This is a genomic window from Sorangium sp. So ce590 (assembly GCF_051521365.1).
In the GTDB taxonomy this organism is placed as follows: Bacteria; Myxococcota_A; Polyangia; order Polyangiales; family Polyangiaceae; genus Sorangium.
This window is the reverse complement of the sequence record NZ_CP150346.1, coordinates 3,202,501-3,218,431: the sequence shown is the minus strand read 5'-3', so window position 1 is coordinate 3,218,431 and position 15,931 is coordinate 3,202,501. Positions and strand designations below refer to the sequence as shown.

Annotated in this window: 12 protein-coding genes and 1 tRNA gene (1 of these 13 cut by a window edge); 6 read left to right on the top strand and 7 right to left on the bottom strand. The window is 72.1% G+C overall.

What is annotated here, in order from left to right:
- Window positions 1-6: 6 nt before the first annotated feature.
- The gene (locus WMF28_RS12330) at window positions 7-1,530 is read right to left on the bottom strand and encodes a cyclic nucleotide-binding domain-containing protein (protein WP_437602381.1); all 1,524 of its coding nucleotides are present in this window, start codon (window positions 1,528-1,530) and stop codon (window positions 7-9) included.
- Window positions 1,531-1,757: 227 nt separating this feature from the next.
- Here WMF28_RS12330 and WMF28_RS12325 point away from each other — a divergent pair, with 227 nt between their 5' ends.
- The 3 genes from WMF28_RS12325 to WMF28_RS12315 all read left to right on the top strand — a co-directional run bounded on the left by WMF28_RS12325 (window position 1,758) and on the right by WMF28_RS12315 (window position 4,590).
- The gene (locus tag WMF28_RS12325) at window positions 1,758-2,492 is read left to right on the top strand and encodes an AgmX/PglI C-terminal domain-containing protein (protein ID WP_437602380.1); all 735 of its coding nucleotides are present in this window, start codon (window positions 1,758-1,760) and stop codon (window positions 2,490-2,492) included.
- Window positions 2,493-2,676: 184 nt separating this feature from the next.
- Window positions 2,677-2,835, top strand: coding sequence for a hypothetical protein (locus tag WMF28_RS12320; RefSeq protein WP_437602379.1), 159 nt, complete (start codon window positions 2,677-2,679; stop codon window positions 2,833-2,835).
- Between the two features lie 177 nt (window positions 2,836-3,012).
- Complete coding sequence (locus tag WMF28_RS12315; protein ID WP_437602378.1) at window positions 3,013-4,590, top strand: L,D-transpeptidase; 1,578 nt, start codon at window positions 3,013-3,015, stop codon at window positions 4,588-4,590.
- On the opposite strand, the gene WMF28_RS12310 is transcribed toward WMF28_RS12315, so the two are convergent.
- The 5 genes from WMF28_RS12310 to WMF28_RS12290 all read right to left on the bottom strand — a co-directional run bounded on the left by WMF28_RS12310 (window position 4,577) and on the right by WMF28_RS12290 (window position 12,361).
- Window positions 4,577-5,833: a pyridoxal phosphate-dependent aminotransferase gene (locus WMF28_RS12310; protein WP_437602377.1), complete on the bottom strand. Its 1,257-nt coding sequence runs from the start codon at window positions 5,831-5,833 to the stop codon at window positions 4,577-4,579. The two genes, WMF28_RS12315 and WMF28_RS12310, sit on opposite strands and share 14 nt — an antisense overlap.
- A 145-nt stretch (window positions 5,834-5,978) precedes the next feature.
- Window positions 5,979-8,414, bottom strand: coding sequence for a S8 family serine peptidase (locus WMF28_RS12305; RefSeq protein ID WP_437602376.1), 2,436 nt, complete (start codon window positions 8,412-8,414; stop codon window positions 5,979-5,981).
- Between the two features lie 115 nt (window positions 8,415-8,529).
- Window positions 8,530-10,062 carry an acyl-CoA carboxylase subunit beta gene (locus WMF28_RS12300; protein ID WP_437602375.1) on the bottom strand — a complete coding sequence of 511 codons (1,533 nt, stop codon included), beginning with the start codon at window positions 10,060-10,062 and terminating at the stop codon, window positions 8,530-8,532.
- A gap of 16 nt (window positions 10,063-10,078) precedes the next feature.
- Window positions 10,079-11,482: a VWA domain-containing protein gene (locus WMF28_RS12295; RefSeq protein WP_437602374.1), complete on the bottom strand. Its 1,404-nt coding sequence runs from the start codon at window positions 11,480-11,482 to the stop codon at window positions 10,079-10,081.
- A 24-nt stretch (window positions 11,483-11,506) separates the two neighbouring features.
- On the bottom strand, window positions 11,507-12,361 hold the full coding sequence (locus WMF28_RS12290; RefSeq protein WP_437602373.1) for a redoxin domain-containing protein: 855 nt from the start codon (window positions 12,359-12,361) through the stop codon (window positions 11,507-11,509).
- 24 nt (window positions 12,362-12,385) lie between these two features.
- Between WMF28_RS12290 and WMF28_RS12285 the strand changes: the two genes are divergently transcribed.
- From WMF28_RS12285 to WMF28_RS12275, 3 genes are all read left to right on the top strand, one after another.
- Window positions 12,386-13,006, top strand: coding sequence for a hypothetical protein (locus WMF28_RS12285; protein WP_437602372.1), 621 nt, complete (start codon window positions 12,386-12,388; stop codon window positions 13,004-13,006).
- 825 nt (window positions 13,007-13,831) lie between these two features.
- Window positions 13,832-13,905 (top strand) — tRNA-Arg (locus WMF28_RS12280).
- 34 nt (window positions 13,906-13,939) lie between these two features.
- The gene (locus WMF28_RS12275) at window positions 13,940-14,482 is read left to right on the top strand and encodes a nucleoside deaminase (protein ID WP_437602371.1); all 543 of its coding nucleotides are present in this window, start codon (window positions 13,940-13,942) and stop codon (window positions 14,480-14,482) included.
- A 24-nt stretch (window positions 14,483-14,506) separates the two neighbouring features.
- Here WMF28_RS12275 and WMF28_RS12270 read toward each other — a convergent pair whose 3' ends face one another.
- Window positions 14,507-15,931, bottom strand: the 3' portion of a protein-coding gene (locus WMF28_RS12270; protein WP_437602370.1) for a biosynthetic peptidoglycan transglycosylase. It continues 945 nt past the right edge of the window; the window shows 1,425 of its 2,370 coding nt (coding positions 946-2,370); its start codon lies off the right edge, out of view; its stop codon occupies window positions 14,507-14,509.

The following is a 15,931-nucleotide window of genomic DNA, read 5'->3' as shown; positions in this document are numbered from 1 at the left end:
GTGCAACTAAAGCGAGAAGAATTGCCGGATCTTGCCGAGGAGCGCGGTCGTCTTGGCCTCCTCCGCGCCGGCGCGGGCGCGGCGCACCGACACGTTCTCGTCGAGCGCTGACTGGCGCGCGACAAGCACCTCGGTGATCTTCTCGGCGAGGCCCGGCGCCGCCGCCAGGATCTCGTGGAAAGCCTCCTTGTCGACCTTCACGAGCTCGCAATCGATCACCGCCTGGATGGTCGCGCTGCGCGGCTCCCCGGTCATCAGCGACATCTCGCCGAAGAACTTGCCCGGGCCGAGGCGCGCCACCTCGGCCGTGCTGCCGCCCTCCCGCCCCACGATCACCGAGACCTCGCCCGACTGCACGATGAACAGCTCGTGCCCCGCGGCCCCCTGCCGGATCACGACCTCACCGGTCATGTAGCTGCAGGTCGTCGACAGCCTCGCGAGCTGGTCGAGGAGCGGCGGCGGGAGCGCGGCGAGGAAGTCGACGACGCGCAGCGACAGCAGGCGGCGCTGCCGCTCGTCGGCCGCGCTGCGCGCCTGCGACTCGGTCGACGTCTCGGCCATCCGGACGGTGCGGGTGGGGAACGGGACCGCGATGCCCTCGCGCTGGAACGCGTACCAGATCCGCTGACGAACCTCGGAATCGACGCGGTCGCGGCGGGCGAAGTCGTCGGTGAAGAAGCAGACCTGGTAGCCGATGCTGCTCTCGTCGAACCTCGCCGCGAGCACGAAGGGCGGCGGCGCGAGCAGCACCCCCGGCGCGGAGGCCACCGCGCCGAGCAGCGCTTGCTCCACGAGCCGCGGCGACACGTCGTAGGGGCCCCGCACCTCGATCGTCCGCCGCGCGGTCACGGTGGGCTTCGTGAAGTTCCGGATCGTGCTCTTCGCGAGCGCGCCGTTCGGGATCGTCAACTCGATCTGATCGTTCGTGAGGACCTTTGTCGCGCGCCAGTTGATCTCGACCACCTGCCCGATGAGCCTAGGATCCGGCTCGATCTGGATCCAGTCCCCCACCTCGAACGGCTGCTGCGCCTGGATCGCGAGCCCGGCGAACAGGTTCCCGAGCGTCTCCTGGAGCGACAGGCCGATCACCGCGGTGAGCAGCGCGGAGGTGGTGAGCAGCGAGCCCGGCTCGACCCCCGCCGCGCGGAGCGTGATGAGCGCGACGCTCGCGTAGACGAGCCCCTGGAGGATGTCGCGGATGATCCGGGACATCGGCCGCCCGAGGCGCACCACGAAGATCAGGTCGACGACGAGGAGGAAGGCGGCCCGACCGAGCGCGGTCAGGAGGAAGAAGAGCGCGACGGCCGAGAGCCCCACGCGAAGCGACGAGGTCGGCTCGAGCGGGAGCCGGGCGAGCAGCGCCGCCACGTGGAGGCCGAGCAGCGCGACCGGCAGGCGCAGCTTCCCGCGCTGCGCTGGCGGCATCAGCAACCGCAGCGCGAGGAGCAGCGCGGCGGCGATGCCGATCCCGAGGGCGCCCGACGACGCGACCCGCACGAGCACGTCCGAGATGGTTGCGGCACCCCGCATGGCGGCCGATGGTAGAGCGCCGCCGGCCCCTGTCACAACCGCGTCGCGAGCGAGCGGTGGGGGCGTCACGGCGCGCCTCGTCGTCGGCAGGGCGGAGGGGCGCGCGTCCGGAGCGGCGCGTCGGCGTTCGCGCTGGCGTAGAATCTCTCACATGCACTGGAGGCGCGGTGCCCCTCACCGCCCTCTTTTCGCCGGAGACGTGGCTCGTATAGAGTCCTCGCCGGATCATGAAATTCATTGGCTTGCTCAGGGGCACCGTCCCCCTCGTTGCTGTCTTGTCGTCCGCGGCCCTCCCGGGTTGCGGCGGCGCCGACCCCACGCCCGCGGCGCCGGTGATGCGCGACGCCGAGCCTATCGAGGCGTCGCGCTCGACGATGAGCGCGCGGTCCGAGATCGGCGGCATGAACGAGGAGAAGGTGCAGGCGGCGTTCGAGCGCGCCGCTCCGCGGCTCTCGCGTTGCTATCACAGGGGCGTCCAGCGGATCCCCTATCTCGGCGGCGAGATCCGCTTCAAGGTCCGGGTGACCGAGGAGGGCACGGCGCGCTGGGCGTTCGTGAAGGACTCGACCCTGGGAGACCGCGAGACCGAGACGTGCATGCTCGGCGTCCTGAAGGCGGCGCGGTGGCCGAAGCCGGTCGGCGGAGAGGGCCTGGCGGAGAACAGCTTCACCTTCGAGCCGAGCAGCGACGAGCGCCCGCCGGTGCCGTGGACGCCCGACCAGCTCGGGACGCCGTACAAGAAGGCGCGGCCGGCGCTCAACTCCTGCCGGAGCCGGGCGGGCGGCGCCCAGCTCAAGGCGACGCTTTACATCGACACCGACGGCAAGCCGCTCAGCGTGGGCGTCTCCAGCGCCGACGAACGGGGCGAGGAGGCGGCCGAGTGTGTCGCCGGCGCGCTCCGCGAGATCACCTTCCCTTCCCCTGGCAGCTACGCCTCGAAGGTGAGCGTCGACATCGATTGACGCCGCTCGCTGCCGGCCGTCCGCCCGCTGGCCAGCGCCGGCGGAGGGGCCGGCCAGCGCGCCGCCTGCCCCTGTGTCCCGGCCCCGTCCGGCGCGGAGGGCTGTCGCTGGGCCTGTCCATCGGGCGCGAAATCTCCCGCCCTTGCTGGGGGCGCGCGCCACGCGACTGAGCTACGCTCCGGTCGTGGGCAAGGTCCTCCGGCAGATCCTGGTGCTCTTGTGGAAGGTGGCTCGCCTCGTCCTGTGGAGGTGGCTGAAGCCGCGGCTGGCGAGGTTCATGATGCTCACCGCGGCGCTCGTCGGGGTGATCCTGCTCGTCGTGGCCGTGCTCGGCAGGCTGTAGGGCGGTTCTCCTGGGACAGGCGGGCGGCGCGGGCGCCGCTAGCTTGTCCGCGGCGGCTTCCGGCAAGTAGTCTCTCCCGCTTGCATGGCTAGGTCACCTTCCTCCTTGCTCCTCGCCACCCTGGCGTGCGTGATCGCGTCGGGAGGCACCGCGGCTTGTTCCGAAGAGAGCCCCGCCTTGGCGGCGCCGGCCTCGCTCGAGGCGGATGCGCCGCATGCCGCCGAGGCCGAGGCGCCGCGCGCCGCCGAGGCGCCGCGCGCCGAGGCCGAGGCGCCGCGCGCCGCGGTCGTCGAGGCGGCGCACCTCGCGACGGCACCCACCCCGGTCCAGGCGGAGGCCGGAGCGACGCCCTCGCCGAGCGCGGCGAAGGAAGGCGCGCGCATCCACTCGAAGGCGCGGTTTGCATGGATCAACCCCGGCCCGTACCCGACACGGGGCTGGAGCGGCTACCTGGGGCTCGGCGGCTCCGTCGCGCTCCGCGGCGGCAGCGTCGAGACCGCGCGGACGCCGGGCGAGGGCTGCGACGCGTGGTACGCAGTCGAGCCGCGGGGCTACGTCTGCGCCGGCGCCAGCGCCACGGTCGACCCGAACGACCCGGTCGTCGCCGCGCTGCGGCCGCACGCGCCCAGGATCGACTCGCCGTGGCCCTACGACTACGCGGAGTCGACCGGCGCGCCGCGCTACCGGCAGCTCCCGAGCGCGAAAGAGCTGCGGCGCTCCGAGTGGGACATCGAGAAGCACCTCGCGAACGCCGCGAAGGTGCGCGCCGCCGAGGGGTTGAGCGACGAAGCCATCGGGGAGATCGACCAGGCCCTCGTCGGGGTCGATCTGAAGCCCGCGGGCGTCGCCGCGCCGGCGCTGTTTCCCTTTGGCGCTCTCGTGCGCGAGGGGCGCGACAGGATCGTGAACGGCTCGACGGTGGCGTTCACCCAGGTGTTCGACGCGCAGGATCGGACCTGGGTGGTGACGTCGGACCAGGCGTACATGCCGAAGGATCGGCTGAGGCCGTACCCGCGCTCGAGCTTCCAGGGTGTGTGGCTGAAGGGCGAGCGTTCGCTCCCGCTCGCGTTCTTCCGCAAGACCGATCGACCGAAGTACCAGCGGGGCGCCGGCGGCCGCTTCGAGCCCATGGGCGCGTCGTTCGTGCGGCTCGCCTCGGTCGGACTCACGAGCCGCGCCGAGGTCGAGGACGGCGAGCGGTTCCTCGAGACGCAGGAGCCGGGGATCTACGTGCACGCGGACGACGCCGTGGTGATCGAGGCGGCGAAGCGCTCGCCGCTCGAGGGCGAGAACGAGCCTTCCTCACCGCCGCGCAAGTGGATCGAGATCAGCGTGCTCGGCGGCTGGTTCGTCGCCTACGAGGAGCTCACCCCGGTCTTCGCGACGCTCATCTCACCGGGGCGCGGCGGCGTCCCGCAGAAGGGCATCCCCGCCATCGAGACCGCGGCGACGCCGACGGGGCGCTTCCGCATCGACGGGAAGTTCGTGACGGCGACGATGGTGTCGAGCTCGAACGACAACATCGTCCACTCCGAGGTGCAGTTCGTGCAGAACTTCCACGGCCCTCACGCGCTGCACGGCGCGTACTGGCATGACGCCTGGGGCGAGCTGAAGAGCGGCGGCTGCGTCAACCTCTCCCCCATCGACGCGAAGCAGATGTTCGCCTGGACCGACCCGCCGGTTCCGGAGGGGTGGCACGGTCTGCGGGCCTCTCGCGACGCCGGCCGCTCCACGGTCGTCCTCATTCACCGCTGATCGCGCGCGCCATCCGGTCCACGAGCCGCGGCGCGGCCTCCGCGAACACCTCCGTCTCGAGCAGCAGGCCGACCACGAGGAAGCCGTCGCGCGGCATGTCGAAGAAGTAGCCGGGGTGGACGATGATCCCCTCGTCGCGCACGAGGAGCTCGACCCAGCCGTCCTCGTCGTGCACGCGCGGGACCTCCAGCGTCGCGTACCATCCGCCGTCGATCGGAAGCCGCCTGACCGCGCCCCCGGCGCGCGCCGCGATCGCCGCGTCGAGCGCCGCCAGGTTGGCCTGAACGCGCGACAGGATCGCGCGCTGGACGGGCGCCTGCGCGGCGAGGATCTCCGGCAGCGCGAGCTGCACCGGGGTGCCGACCGAGAGGTAGGTATCGGCGATGATCTCGAGCCGCTCCACCGCCGCGGCGGCGAGCTCCGGCGGTCCCGAGACCGCAATCCAGCCGAGCTTGAGCTGCGGCAGCGCCATCACCTTGGAGAGCCCGCTCAGCACGAAGGTCAGCGCCTGCCGCCTTCCGGCGAAGCTCGGCAGGCGGTCCGGGGCGAGGTCTCCGTGCGCGTAGTCGCCGAAGACCTCGTCGACGATCAGCGCGAGGCCGCGCTCCCGGGCGCACGCCTCGAGCGCCGCGGCGTCGTCGCGGCGCACGAAGGAGCCGGTCGGGTTGTTCGGGTGGACGAGCACCACCGCGCGCGTCCGTTCGCCGACGGCGCGCTCCAGCGCGCCGAGATCGATGCGCCACCCCTCTTCCTTGAGGAGCGGGTACGGCGTGAGCGCGACGTCCTCCAGGCAGGCCAGGTACTCGAGCAACGGGTACGACGGCACCGGGACGAGCACGTCGTCGCCGCGCTCGGCGAGCAGCTTGAGCAGCCAGCCGTACGCTTCACTTGTGCTGGCCGTCAGCACCACGCCCGCCGGATCCACGTCGATCCCGCGCTCCTGGTAGTAGCGCGACACCGCGGCGCGCGCGGCGGGGTCGCCGAGCGGCAGCGGGGCGTACCTGGAGCCGCGCGGCTCGCCCAGCCGCGCGATGAGGGGAGCCGTCTCGATGATCCCGCATCGCGTCGGGTTCGACTCGGTGAAGTCGACGAGCGCGCGCCCTGCCCGGCGTGCCTCGACGAGGACGGACGCGAGCCGGTTCTCCGAGAGGTCCCAGCCGGTGCGCGCCGCGAACCGGAGCGGCCTCGGCGCGGGCATGCGCCCCGTGTCCGCCTCTGCCGTGGGAGGTCGATCGGCGCTCACCTGTCTCTCCATGGTCCCTTGCTCCATCGTCATCGTGGTCTGCCCTGCCCTGGTGCCCGCCCGGCCACGGTGACACGGACGCCGCCGGACTGCAGCCGGGCGCGGGCTCCTGGGGCCGAGGTCGGGCCCCGGCCCGGGCCGGCGCTCAGCCGCGGCGCCGCCGTCGCGCCGCGAACGCGGCGGCGAGGGCGCCTGCGAGCCCGAAGGCGATGCGGTTCGGCGGCGGCGCGCGGTCCGCACCGACGGCAGCGCAGGAGCACGCGCCGCTCGTTGCCTCGAGCTCCCCGTTCGCCATCCACACGTCGCTCCCGACCGGGAGCTCGTGCGCGCCGAGCGACGCGCCGTCGTAGAGCACGTCGACGGCCAGCGCGGCTCCGCCGGAGCCGCGCGGCGCTGCGAACGCGAACCGCCACAGCCCGCGGCGCACCTCTCTGAGCGGCGTGTGCATCACCCCGCCGCGGAGCGCGACCGTGAGCTTGTCGGCGGGGACCCTCACCGGGGCTCCGTCCGCGCGCCGCAGCTCGATCGTCCCCCAGACCGGCCAGGACGGGTCGGGCCTCGCGTAGGTGCTCGACAGGACGTACCAGCTCTTGTCGAGCGCCGGCGCGGTGTCCCCGGTCTCGGCGGCTTCCAGCGCGAGGCGCGCGCCCTCCAGATCGAGCACGCCGGGCCCGAGCTGCGCGCCGAACGGCTCGGCGTCCTCTGCGCGCCGCGCGCCGGCCTGGAGCACCTCCGTGACCTCTGCCTGGCTCAGGTTCGGGTTGTTCTGGAAGAGGAGCGCGATCGCGCCTGCGACTTGCGGCGCCGCCATCGACGAGCCCGACGCGATCGCGTGGTGGTCGTCGACGACGAAGCAGGGTGTGTCGTCGGGGCACCCGGGCGTATCGAACAGCCCTCCGGGTCTGTCGCGGGGGTCGACCTCGCTCCCCATCGCGGCGGCGACCAGGCCGCCGGGCGCGCTGATCTCGGGCTTGGCCACCCCGAACGGCGTGGGGCCGGTCGCGCTGAAGTAGCAGGCGCTCCCCTCCTTGATCGCCTCGCCGTCGAGGCTCGTCAAGCGCACGCTCGTGGAGCTCTCGTACGGCTCCCAGCGGACGCGGTTGATGGTGCATCCCACGGCGAGCAGGCCGGGGTGGCTCGCGGGCACGTTGATCGTCCCCTGCTGGATGCCGCGCGTGAACTGGAGCCCGAGATCGTGCGCTACCGAGACGTCGCCGAGCCCCGTCACCCAGAGCTGCGCGTCCCCGTGGCCTTGCAGGCGGATCGCGAACTCGCCCGCCTTCCACGCCCCGCTGAAGGCCACGACGGCGCTGTTCGTGTCCGCCGTGATGGGCGACTTCCCGTTCGCGAGCCGGTTGATCACGGCGCCGGTCGTCTCGCCGTCGTCGCTTGTGTAGCCGGCGTCTTCTCCGGGCTCGACAAGGCCGATCCACGTCTCGCCGCCCGGCCCCTCGAGGCCGACCGACACCTCGTCCCCGGGCCTGAAGGTGATCCAGACGTATCCCTGCCCGCTCGACGCGCTCGGCGTACGGATGGGCACGCGCGTCTCGCCGTACTTCGAGATGTGCGCCTCGGTGTGGATCCCCATCGGTCCTTCGCCGTCGAGCTCGTACATCGCGCCGCTGTTGCCGGCGGCGACGACGATCGCGCGTCCCGGGTGAGCGTCGCCGACCATCGCGGCGAGCCCTGCCTCGAGCGGGCTCGTCCCGTCGTGGGGCCCGAAGTCGCTGCCGACGCTCAGGTTGACGACCGCCGGCATGCCGAGTTCCTCGGCGCGATCGAAGATGAACCTCACCGCGTTGAGGATGTCCGGATCCTCGAAGCCCTCACCGGGCCGCGACGGAGCGGCGATGATCAGGGTCGCGGCGGGCGCCACCCCGACGTACCGCGACAGCTTCGGGAGCATCGGCCCGCCGTTGCCCGCCGCGATGGAGGCCACGTGCGTACCGTGCCCCGCGATGTCGCGGAGGATGCCCGTATCCCCCTTCGCGAGCATGGCGTCGATGTCGGCGCCGGAGAAGATCGCGCACGAGGACTGCTCCGGATCATCGCACCCGTAGCGCTGCTCGAGCGATCCGTGCAGCCCTCTGGGGCGCCCGGCCTGCAGCACCCATCTGATCCGTGTCTTGCCGTTCTTGTCCCGAAAATCCGGGTGGGCCACGTCGATCCCGGTATCGACCACGCCGACGATCACCCCCTGGCCGTCCGCTCCGGTGGCCTTCCGGTACGGCTCGAGGTGGATCCACCTCTTGGATCGATCGAGGAGGGGCTGTCGCGGCGGTCCCGTGAGCAGCGAGAGCTCCGGGCGCGCAGCGGCGAAGGCGCCGACGTCGCCGGGTGCGAGCCGGACGGCCCCGAAGCCCGGCGCGACCGGGAGCAGCCCGAGCGACCGCGCGTCGGCGCCGGCGGGGAGCGGCACCAGCACGGGGATGCGCCCGTGCGGATCGGCGAGCGGGTGCCGGCCAAGGCGCGAGCTGAGCAGGCGCGCCACCGCCGGGGCCGGGACGTCGGCGCGCGCATCACCCGCCGCGAGAGCGAGGCCGAGCAGCGCGAGGGGGAGCGGGAGCCTGCGGGCAAGCACGCGACGAGTCTACACCACCTTCTTCCCACGCGGCCGGGCCCGCGGAGCGCGTCGCCCGCGCCGCGCGCTCTCCGGATCGCGCCGCGGAGCCACGCGCAACGCGCGGGCGCGCCGCTCACACCGGCGGCACGAGGTGCTTCTTGCGCGGCCGCTCTTCGACCTTGCCGGCGTATCGCTCGAAGCGGCGCGCCACCTCGCGGCGGAGGTTCGCCGTCGGGATGATCGCGTCGATCACGAGCTCGCTCGCGAGCTTCTCCAGGTCGACGTCGGCGCGGTACTCGTCGCGCAGCTTCTGGACGAGCGCCTCACGCTCGGGCCCCGCCGGGATCGCCTGGATCTTGTTGAAGTAAACGGCGTTCACCGCGGCGCTCGGCCCCATCACCGCGATGGACGCCGAGGGCAGGGCGATGCACTCGTCCGGCGCGAACGCCGGCCCGCACATCGCGTAGAGCCCGGCGCCGTACGCCTTGCGCACGACGACGGACAGCTTCGGCACGGTCGCCTCGCTCACCGCGGCGATCATCTTCGCGCCGGCCCGGATGATCCCCTGCCTCTCGACGACCGTCCCGATCATGAAGCCGGGCACGTCGGCGAGGTACAGCAGCGGGATGTTGAAGGCATCGCACAGCCAGATGAACCGCGCGGCCTTGTCGGCCGAGTCCACGAACAGCACGCCGCCCTTGTATTTCGGCTGGTTCGCGACGATCCCGACCGCGCGCCCCTCGATGCGCGCGAGCCCCGTGACGATCTCCTTCGCGTAGAGCTTCTTGATCTCGACGAAGCTGCCCTCGTCGATGACCGCGTCGATCACGGCCATGATGTCGAACGGCTTGTTCTCGTCGGCGGGGATCACCTCCTCGAGCGGCCGCTGCCCTGGCTTCTCCGGTCGCGGCTCGACGCGGGGCGAGGCCTCCGCGGAGCTCTGCGGCATCAGCGCGAGGTAGCGCTTCGCGAACGCGATCGCCTCCTCTTCGGTCTTCACGAGCACGTCCCCGCACCCCGAGACCGAGCAGTGCATGCGCGCGCCGCCGAGCTCTTCGAGCGTGACCTTCTCGCCGATCACCATCTCCGCCATCCGCGGCGAGCCCAGGTACATGCTCGCGTTGCTCTCGACCATGCACACGACGTCGCAGAACGCCGGGATGTACGCGCCCCCCGCCGCCGACGGGCCGAACAGCAGGCAGATCTGCGGCACCAGGCCGCTCAGCTCGACCTGGTTGTAGAAGATCCGGCCCGCGCCGCGCCGCCCGGGGAACATCTCGATCTGGTCGGTGATCCGCGCCCCCGCGGAGTCGACGAGGTAGAGCAGCGGGCACCGGAGGCGCCGCGCGGTCTCCTGCACGCGCAGGATCTTCTCGACGGTGCGGCGCCCCCACGAGCCGGCCTTCACCGTCGAGTCGTTCGCCATCACGCAGACGGGGCGTCCGCCCATGGTCCCGGTGCCCGTGACGACACCGTCGGCCGGCAGCTCGGGATCCAGCGCGTTGGCGAGCGCCGCATCCTCGATGAAGCTCCCTTCATCGAGGAGCAGCGCGACGCGCTGCCGCGCGAACAGCTTGCCCTGCTCCGCGTTCTTCTCGTGGTACTTCTGCGCGCCCCCCTTCTCGATGCGCGCCGTGAGCTCCCTCAGCTTCTGATCGAGCGACATGGCGCGACCCATAGCCCTAAGCGCGCCGGGCGACCACCTCCCGCGCCGCCGTTTCGAGCTCCCGCGCGGTCCGGGCCACCAGCACCTTGGTCGACGCTGCGGCGTAGCGCAGCATCGCGCTGTCTCCCGTCCCCCAGGCGCCGGGCCCCTCGGGGCACAGCCAGAGCAGCGCCCGCGCCCGGTCGCGGAGCCTCCTGACGGCCTCCGCCCCGTCCGCGAAGTAGTTCGTGCGCCCGTCGCCCAGGATCACGAGGGTCACCCGCCGGTCCACGTCGCGCCCGTACCGCTCCTCGAAGGCGTGGAGAACGCGCCCGTAATTCGAGTTGTGCGCGCGGCTCACCACCTCGCCGCGCTGGATGCGCTCGAGCGCCGCGCTCGCCGGCATCGTCGCGAAGAGCTCGGTCGTCTCGGCGAGCTCGCTCACGAAGACGAACGATCGTGTCCGGTCGAAGAGCTCCTGCGCCGCGCAGACGAACTCGAGCATGAACCGCGCGGCGACGCGGACCGAGTCCGACACGTCGCAGAGGACCATGAGGCGCGGCTTGTCGCGCCGGCGCGCCCGCCGGGCCGGCTGGAAGGGCACGCCGCCGGTCTGGAGGCTGCGCCGCAGCGTCCGGTGGGGATCGATCCTGCCGCGCCGCGCGCGGCGCCTCCGGAGCCTCTCGGCGCCCCGGAGCCTCTGGGACAGCGCCCTCACGGCGCGACGCACCTCGTCCATCTCGCCTTCGCTGAGCGAGGCGAACGGCACGTCCATGCGGCCGAGGGCCGCGGGCTCTTCCCCCTCGAGGCGCCGGAGCGCGAGCGTCACGTGCTCGCGCACGCGGTGCCGCATCCGCTCCATCTCGGCGGCGAGCGCCTCGGCGAGGGCCTTCCCCCGGTCCTCGCCGAGCGCCTCCTCGAGCGCGCTCCGGATCCTCCGCAGCGCGCCGGCGACGGCCGGCACCCCGAGCTGATCCATCACCCGCTGCGCGAAGAACCCGACCTGGAGCGAGCTCGTCATCGGCGCGAGCACGCGCGCGATCCCCGCCGACCGGAGCGCCTGGTCGAGCTCCCCTGCGGTCCCCGCGAGCGCCTGGAACCCGATCGCGTCGCCGAACGCGCCGCTCCGCTCCGCGGCCGCGCTCAGCAGATCGCGCAGGGCCGAGAGCTCCCCCTCCGAGAACCCGCGCTCCCGCAGGCGCGCCCACAGATCGCCGACGTGCGCGCCCTCCGGTGAGAAGAAGCGGTCGAAGGAGGCATGGTACCGGCGGAGATCGGCGGCGCGCTCGACGACCACCGCGCCGATGGTGTCCCGCAGCCGCGCGCGGTCGCCGAACCCGACGAGGGCGCACGCGCGCGCGACGTCGATGGCCTGCGCCGTCGACACCGCGAAGCCGTCGCGCCGCAGCGCCCATAGAAATTCGTCGATGGAGAGCAGCATGGGGAGCTACCGGCCCCGCGGCGGCTACGGCGCCGGCGCAGGCTCCGCGAGCAGCGCCTTGAGGAGCTTCTCGATCTCGGCGTGCCGGGACGGGTCGTACCCGACCACCACATCGCGGATGACGCCCTTCTTGTCGATCACGAACATCGTGGGGAGCGCGTTGACGCCGTACGCCGCGGAGGTCGACTCCGAGGCGTCCGCGGCGACCGCGTAGCGCATGGACAGGGCCTGCGCTGTCTTCGTGGCGACGCCCACGCTGTCGCTCGTCAGGCCGATGACCCGCAGCCCCTGCGCGGCGTACGCCGCGTGCCACTTCGAGAGCTGCGGGGCCATCAGGCGGCACGGCGCGCACCACGTGGCCCAGAAATCGAGCAGCACCACGTTTCCACGCAGGGCCCCGACGTTCGCCGGAACGGTCCCCGCGACGGTGGCGAGCGGCTTCCAGGCGGGCGCGAAGGTGCCGATCTTGTCGAGGCGAAGGATCTGATCGCGCCCTGGGAACGGCACCAGCGTCGGCGCGACGTCTCGCTCCTGGCCGCCGCGCCGGATCCGGAGGTTCACCACGTTGCCCGGCCCGGCGAGCGCGACACGGGCGACAAGCTGCTTCGGATCTTCGAGCGGGACGCCATCCGCCGCGACGACCTGATCCCCGTCCACGATGCCGGCCTTGGCCGCCGGCGAGCTGGTGACGACGTGCTTCGCGAGCACCCCCCCGGCCGGCCCGGGCTCCAGCTCCACGCCCAGCCAGGCGCGGCGGGGCGCCTCCTCGGCGGCCGCCTGTGAGGCACCTCCCATCAGCGCGGCGCCCGACAGCGCGACAAACGTCGCAGCGAAGAGGGCGCGCCAGACGCGGCCTCGCCTGGAAGAGGCCAGGTGCATCCTGGCAGTGTAGCATCTCGACCGGTGCGGTCCCGACCCCGCCTCTCTGCGTGGAGCGCGCTCGCTGCGGCGGCCCTGGCCTTGCCGATGCTCTCGACGGGGGCGCGGTCCCCCTGGGGGTCGGCTCCCTTGCCGCTCGGGTGTGCGCCGACGCGTTCCCGGACGCACCCCGAGGGGGCAACGGCGTGGATCGGGCGCGGCTCCAGCGCCGCCGCCGAGCCGCGCGCATCGGCCGTTGCGCCCGCTGCGCCTGCGCCCGCGGCGCCGTCGGCCTGGGAGCTTGCCGGCCAGCTCGCGAGCTTCACGCCTGCCACGGGCCGGGCTCGTTCCCAGCACTTCACCGGCGAGATGGAAGCCGAGGTGCGGATCAACGCGGCCGCCGCTCCCTACCCGGCGCTCGGCCCGGCTCGCGTTCTCCCGCCCGGCGCGGCCGTCGTCGAGCTCCACTACCCGGCGGGCGCCTCGGAGCCGGTGACGCTGCTCGCCATGGTGAAGCGCTCGGCCGGCTACGACCCTGACGGCGGCGACTGGGAGTACCTCGTCCTCACACCGCAGGGCACGTCCACCCACCGCGGCGCCTTATCCCTCTGCAAACGTTGCCATGCAGACGCCCCGCACGATCGTCTCTTCGGAGGCCCGCGATAGCGCAGTGCGTCGCGACCCGCCGGCGGTCGGTGGCTCAACTACGCAAAGATTGCGAAGCACGGCGCCCAGCGCGACATCGCCGCCCGAGCTCTCGTTGGAGGGGATTCCGTGACCACCGAAGAAACCGCGGTGAAACGTGATTATTCCGCCGGACGCCCCGTGCCGAGGGCGCACCGGGGCCGACGCGGCGAAATGGCACGGAGGCTGCTCAAGGCGGAATTGACCGTGTTCTTCGCTGTGGGCTGCAGCGTGTCGCGGTCCTCCTCCCTCCTGACGGGCCTCATTAGCTTGCGCTTCGTCGTTCGGCTGGCGCTGTTTCGCCTCGTCCATCGCTCAGCTGCTGCTTGGCTTACGCCTTCTACCGTTTTGTCTGCTTGGCCTGCTCGCCCTTTCTAGCGTTTCAGAGCTTCGCTTGCCTTCGAGAGCGTGTGAGAGCGCGCGGCCATTCCGTGGTGGAATCGCCGCGCGCCATTGTTTTGTCCTGCGGTCGGCTGCCCCGGCGGCCGGCTCCGTGCGCATCGCCGGCCAGGGGACGGCGCGGGCCGCTCGCTCGCTCGGTCGTGTGGACGGCTCACGACAAAGGCGAGCTCAGCCATGGAGGCGTGGCTCGCCACGAGGCGGGAGCAGAGCCCCCGAGGGAGCAGCGAGAATCGGCGCTATTTGCCCGCGAAAGTCACGCCCCTGAGCGAGCGCCCTCAGGTTCCGATCACTTTTCCTTTGACAGGCCGCTCGGGGGCGTATAAACGCCGGCACTCACTTCGCGCAAACGAGCGCGACGCGAGGAGTGCGGTGGCGTAGCCACGTCTTGCTACTTGTTTCACCAGAGCGCCCATAGCTCAGCTGGATAGAGCATCGGCCTACGAAGCCGGGGGTCGGAAGTTCGAATCTTCCTGGGCGCGCCTGATTGGTTGTGTGACAGATCCTGAGACCGTCATGATCGATGACGGAGCCGATGTGCTCTCCTCCGCCATACCGCGATCGGAGGATGCCGGCGACGAAGGTGCCGGCGGCGTCGATGCGCTGCGGATGCGCGAGGCGCTCGCGGAGGCCGAGGCTGCGGCGGCTGCCGGCGACGTGCCCGTGGGGGCGCTCATCGTCGACGCGGAGGGGGTCGTGCTGGCGCGCGGCCGTAACCGGCGCGAGATCGATCAGGATCCGACCGGGCACGCCGAGGTGGACGCACTGCGGGCCGCGGCAAGGCAGCTGGGTCGATGGCGGCTCGAAGGCGCGACGGTCTACGCGACGCTCGAGCCGTGTCCCATGTGCGCGGGCGCGCTCGTCAATGCCCGGATCGCGCGGCTCGTTTACGGTTGTCCGGACCCGAAGGCAGGAGCGGTCGACACGCTCTTCGCGATCGGGCGCGACACCCGGCTCAACCATCGCTTTGCGGTCACGTCGGGCGTGCTCGCGGACGAGTGCGCCGCCCTGCTCCGCGCGTTCTTTGCGAAGCTCCGGACCGCTGCCCAGAGGCGCTGACGTCCAGGCCCGCCCGGGCGCGAGTCAGGGCGCCACCCAGGCGCCGCCCTGCTCCTCTTCTGGTCGCTCGTCGACAGCCTCGCTGCCGTCCCCGGTGGGCGGCCTGGGCGCAAGATGGGGCGCGGGGGAGCCCCGCACGACCGTCTCCTGCAGCCCCTTCTCGAGCTCCTCGTCGGAGATCCGACGGCGCCTGTGCGCGATCTGCATGAGCTTGCGCAGGTACCCGCTCCACGCGGGCGTGACCTCGCCGCTGGCATTGAAGTGCTGCACGCTCGGGTTGGGCAGGATCGACCCGATGTAGAGCGCCTGCCCCAGCGAGAGCTGCGCCGCCGACGCGTTGAAGTAGTGCCGCGCGGCGGCGCCGATGCCGTAGACAAGCGGCCCGAACTCCACCACGTTCAGGTAGAGCTCCATGATCTGCTCCTTGGTGAGCTCCTGCTCGAGGTACATCGTGAGCAGCGTTTCCTGGAGCTTGCGCGCCACGCTCTTGGTCCGCTCGAGGTAGAGGTTCTTGGCGAGCTGCATGCTGACAGTGCTCGCGCCCCGCACGAACCGCCGTTTCCGGAGGTTCTCGCGGATCGAGTTCTTGATGGCCTCCTCGTCGAACCCGTGGTGCCGATGGAAGCCGCCGTCCTCCGTGGTCAGCACGGCGACCTCCATGAAGCGGGAGATGTCCTCGTAGGGCACCCACTCGGCGGTCCCCGGCCCCGACTCGATCTCGACGCGCTGGCGGCGTGGCCCGTAGACCAGACGCCGGAACGCGCGCTTGAAGCGGTCGACGCTCAGCTCCGGCGGCATCTCCGTGACGCGGCAGGTGTTGGAGATGCCCCAGTCCAGCGCGAAGGTCCGATCCAGGTTGGCGGTGTCGAAGCGGAGCTTCCCTTCGATCCCGAACGAGCCGGCGAGCCTCATGCCGTGGAGCTTCGCCACGACCCCCTTGGGCACCGAGTCCAGCATCGACTGGCACGCCGAGAGAGGCACCTCGAAGCTGCCGCGGACCCGGTGCGAAGCCCCGGCGTGCTCGTACTCGCCGCGCGCGATCAGCCTCAGCGCGCCGAGATCGATCTCGGCGTCCTCGGCGACGAGCTTGGACCCGTCGAGCTTGCCGTTCGCCTTGGCTCGCCACGCCAGATCGAGCCCGGCGATGGGCTCGTCCGCCAGGGCCGTGCTCCGCAGGGAGAGGTTCTTCAGCCTCCCTTCGCCGTCGACGCCCAGTGTCTGACCGTCCGCCGACAGGACGACCCGCGCGCGGCTCACGATCGAGGTCCGCGCCACATCGAACAGCCCCATGTCGCCCTCGTGGACGCCGAGGGTCGAGAGCCAGATGGGCCCCCCCTGCACGTCGGCGACGATCTCCTGCGGGGTCTCCTTTGCGTCGCTGATGGGCACGCGAAGCCGGAAGTTGAGCGCCTGCTGGGCATCGGCGCCGGTGGTCGCGATCGCCGCCTC

Coding starts and splice junctions, on each gene's coding strand:
- WMF28_RS12330 (WP_437602381.1), bottom strand. CDS start 1,530: ATGCGGGGTGCCGCAACCATCTCGGACGTGCTCGTGCGGGTCGCGTCG.
- WMF28_RS12325 (WP_437602380.1), top strand. CDS start 1,758: ATGAAATTCATTGGCTTGCTCAGGGGCACCGTCCCCCTCGTTGCTGTC.
- WMF28_RS12300 (WP_437602375.1), bottom strand. CDS start 10,062: ATGTCGCTCGATCAGAAGCTGAGGGAGCTCACGGCGCGCATCGAGAAG.
- WMF28_RS12295 (WP_437602374.1), bottom strand. CDS start 11,482: ATGCTGCTCTCCATCGACGAATTTCTATGGGCGCTGCGGCGCGACGGC.
- WMF28_RS12290 (WP_437602373.1), bottom strand. CDS start 12,361: ATGCACCTGGCCTCTTCCAGGCGAGGCCGCGTCTGGCGCGCCCTCTTC.
- WMF28_RS12275 (WP_437602371.1), top strand. CDS start 13,940: ATGATCGATGACGGAGCCGATGTGCTCTCCTCCGCCATACCGCGATCG.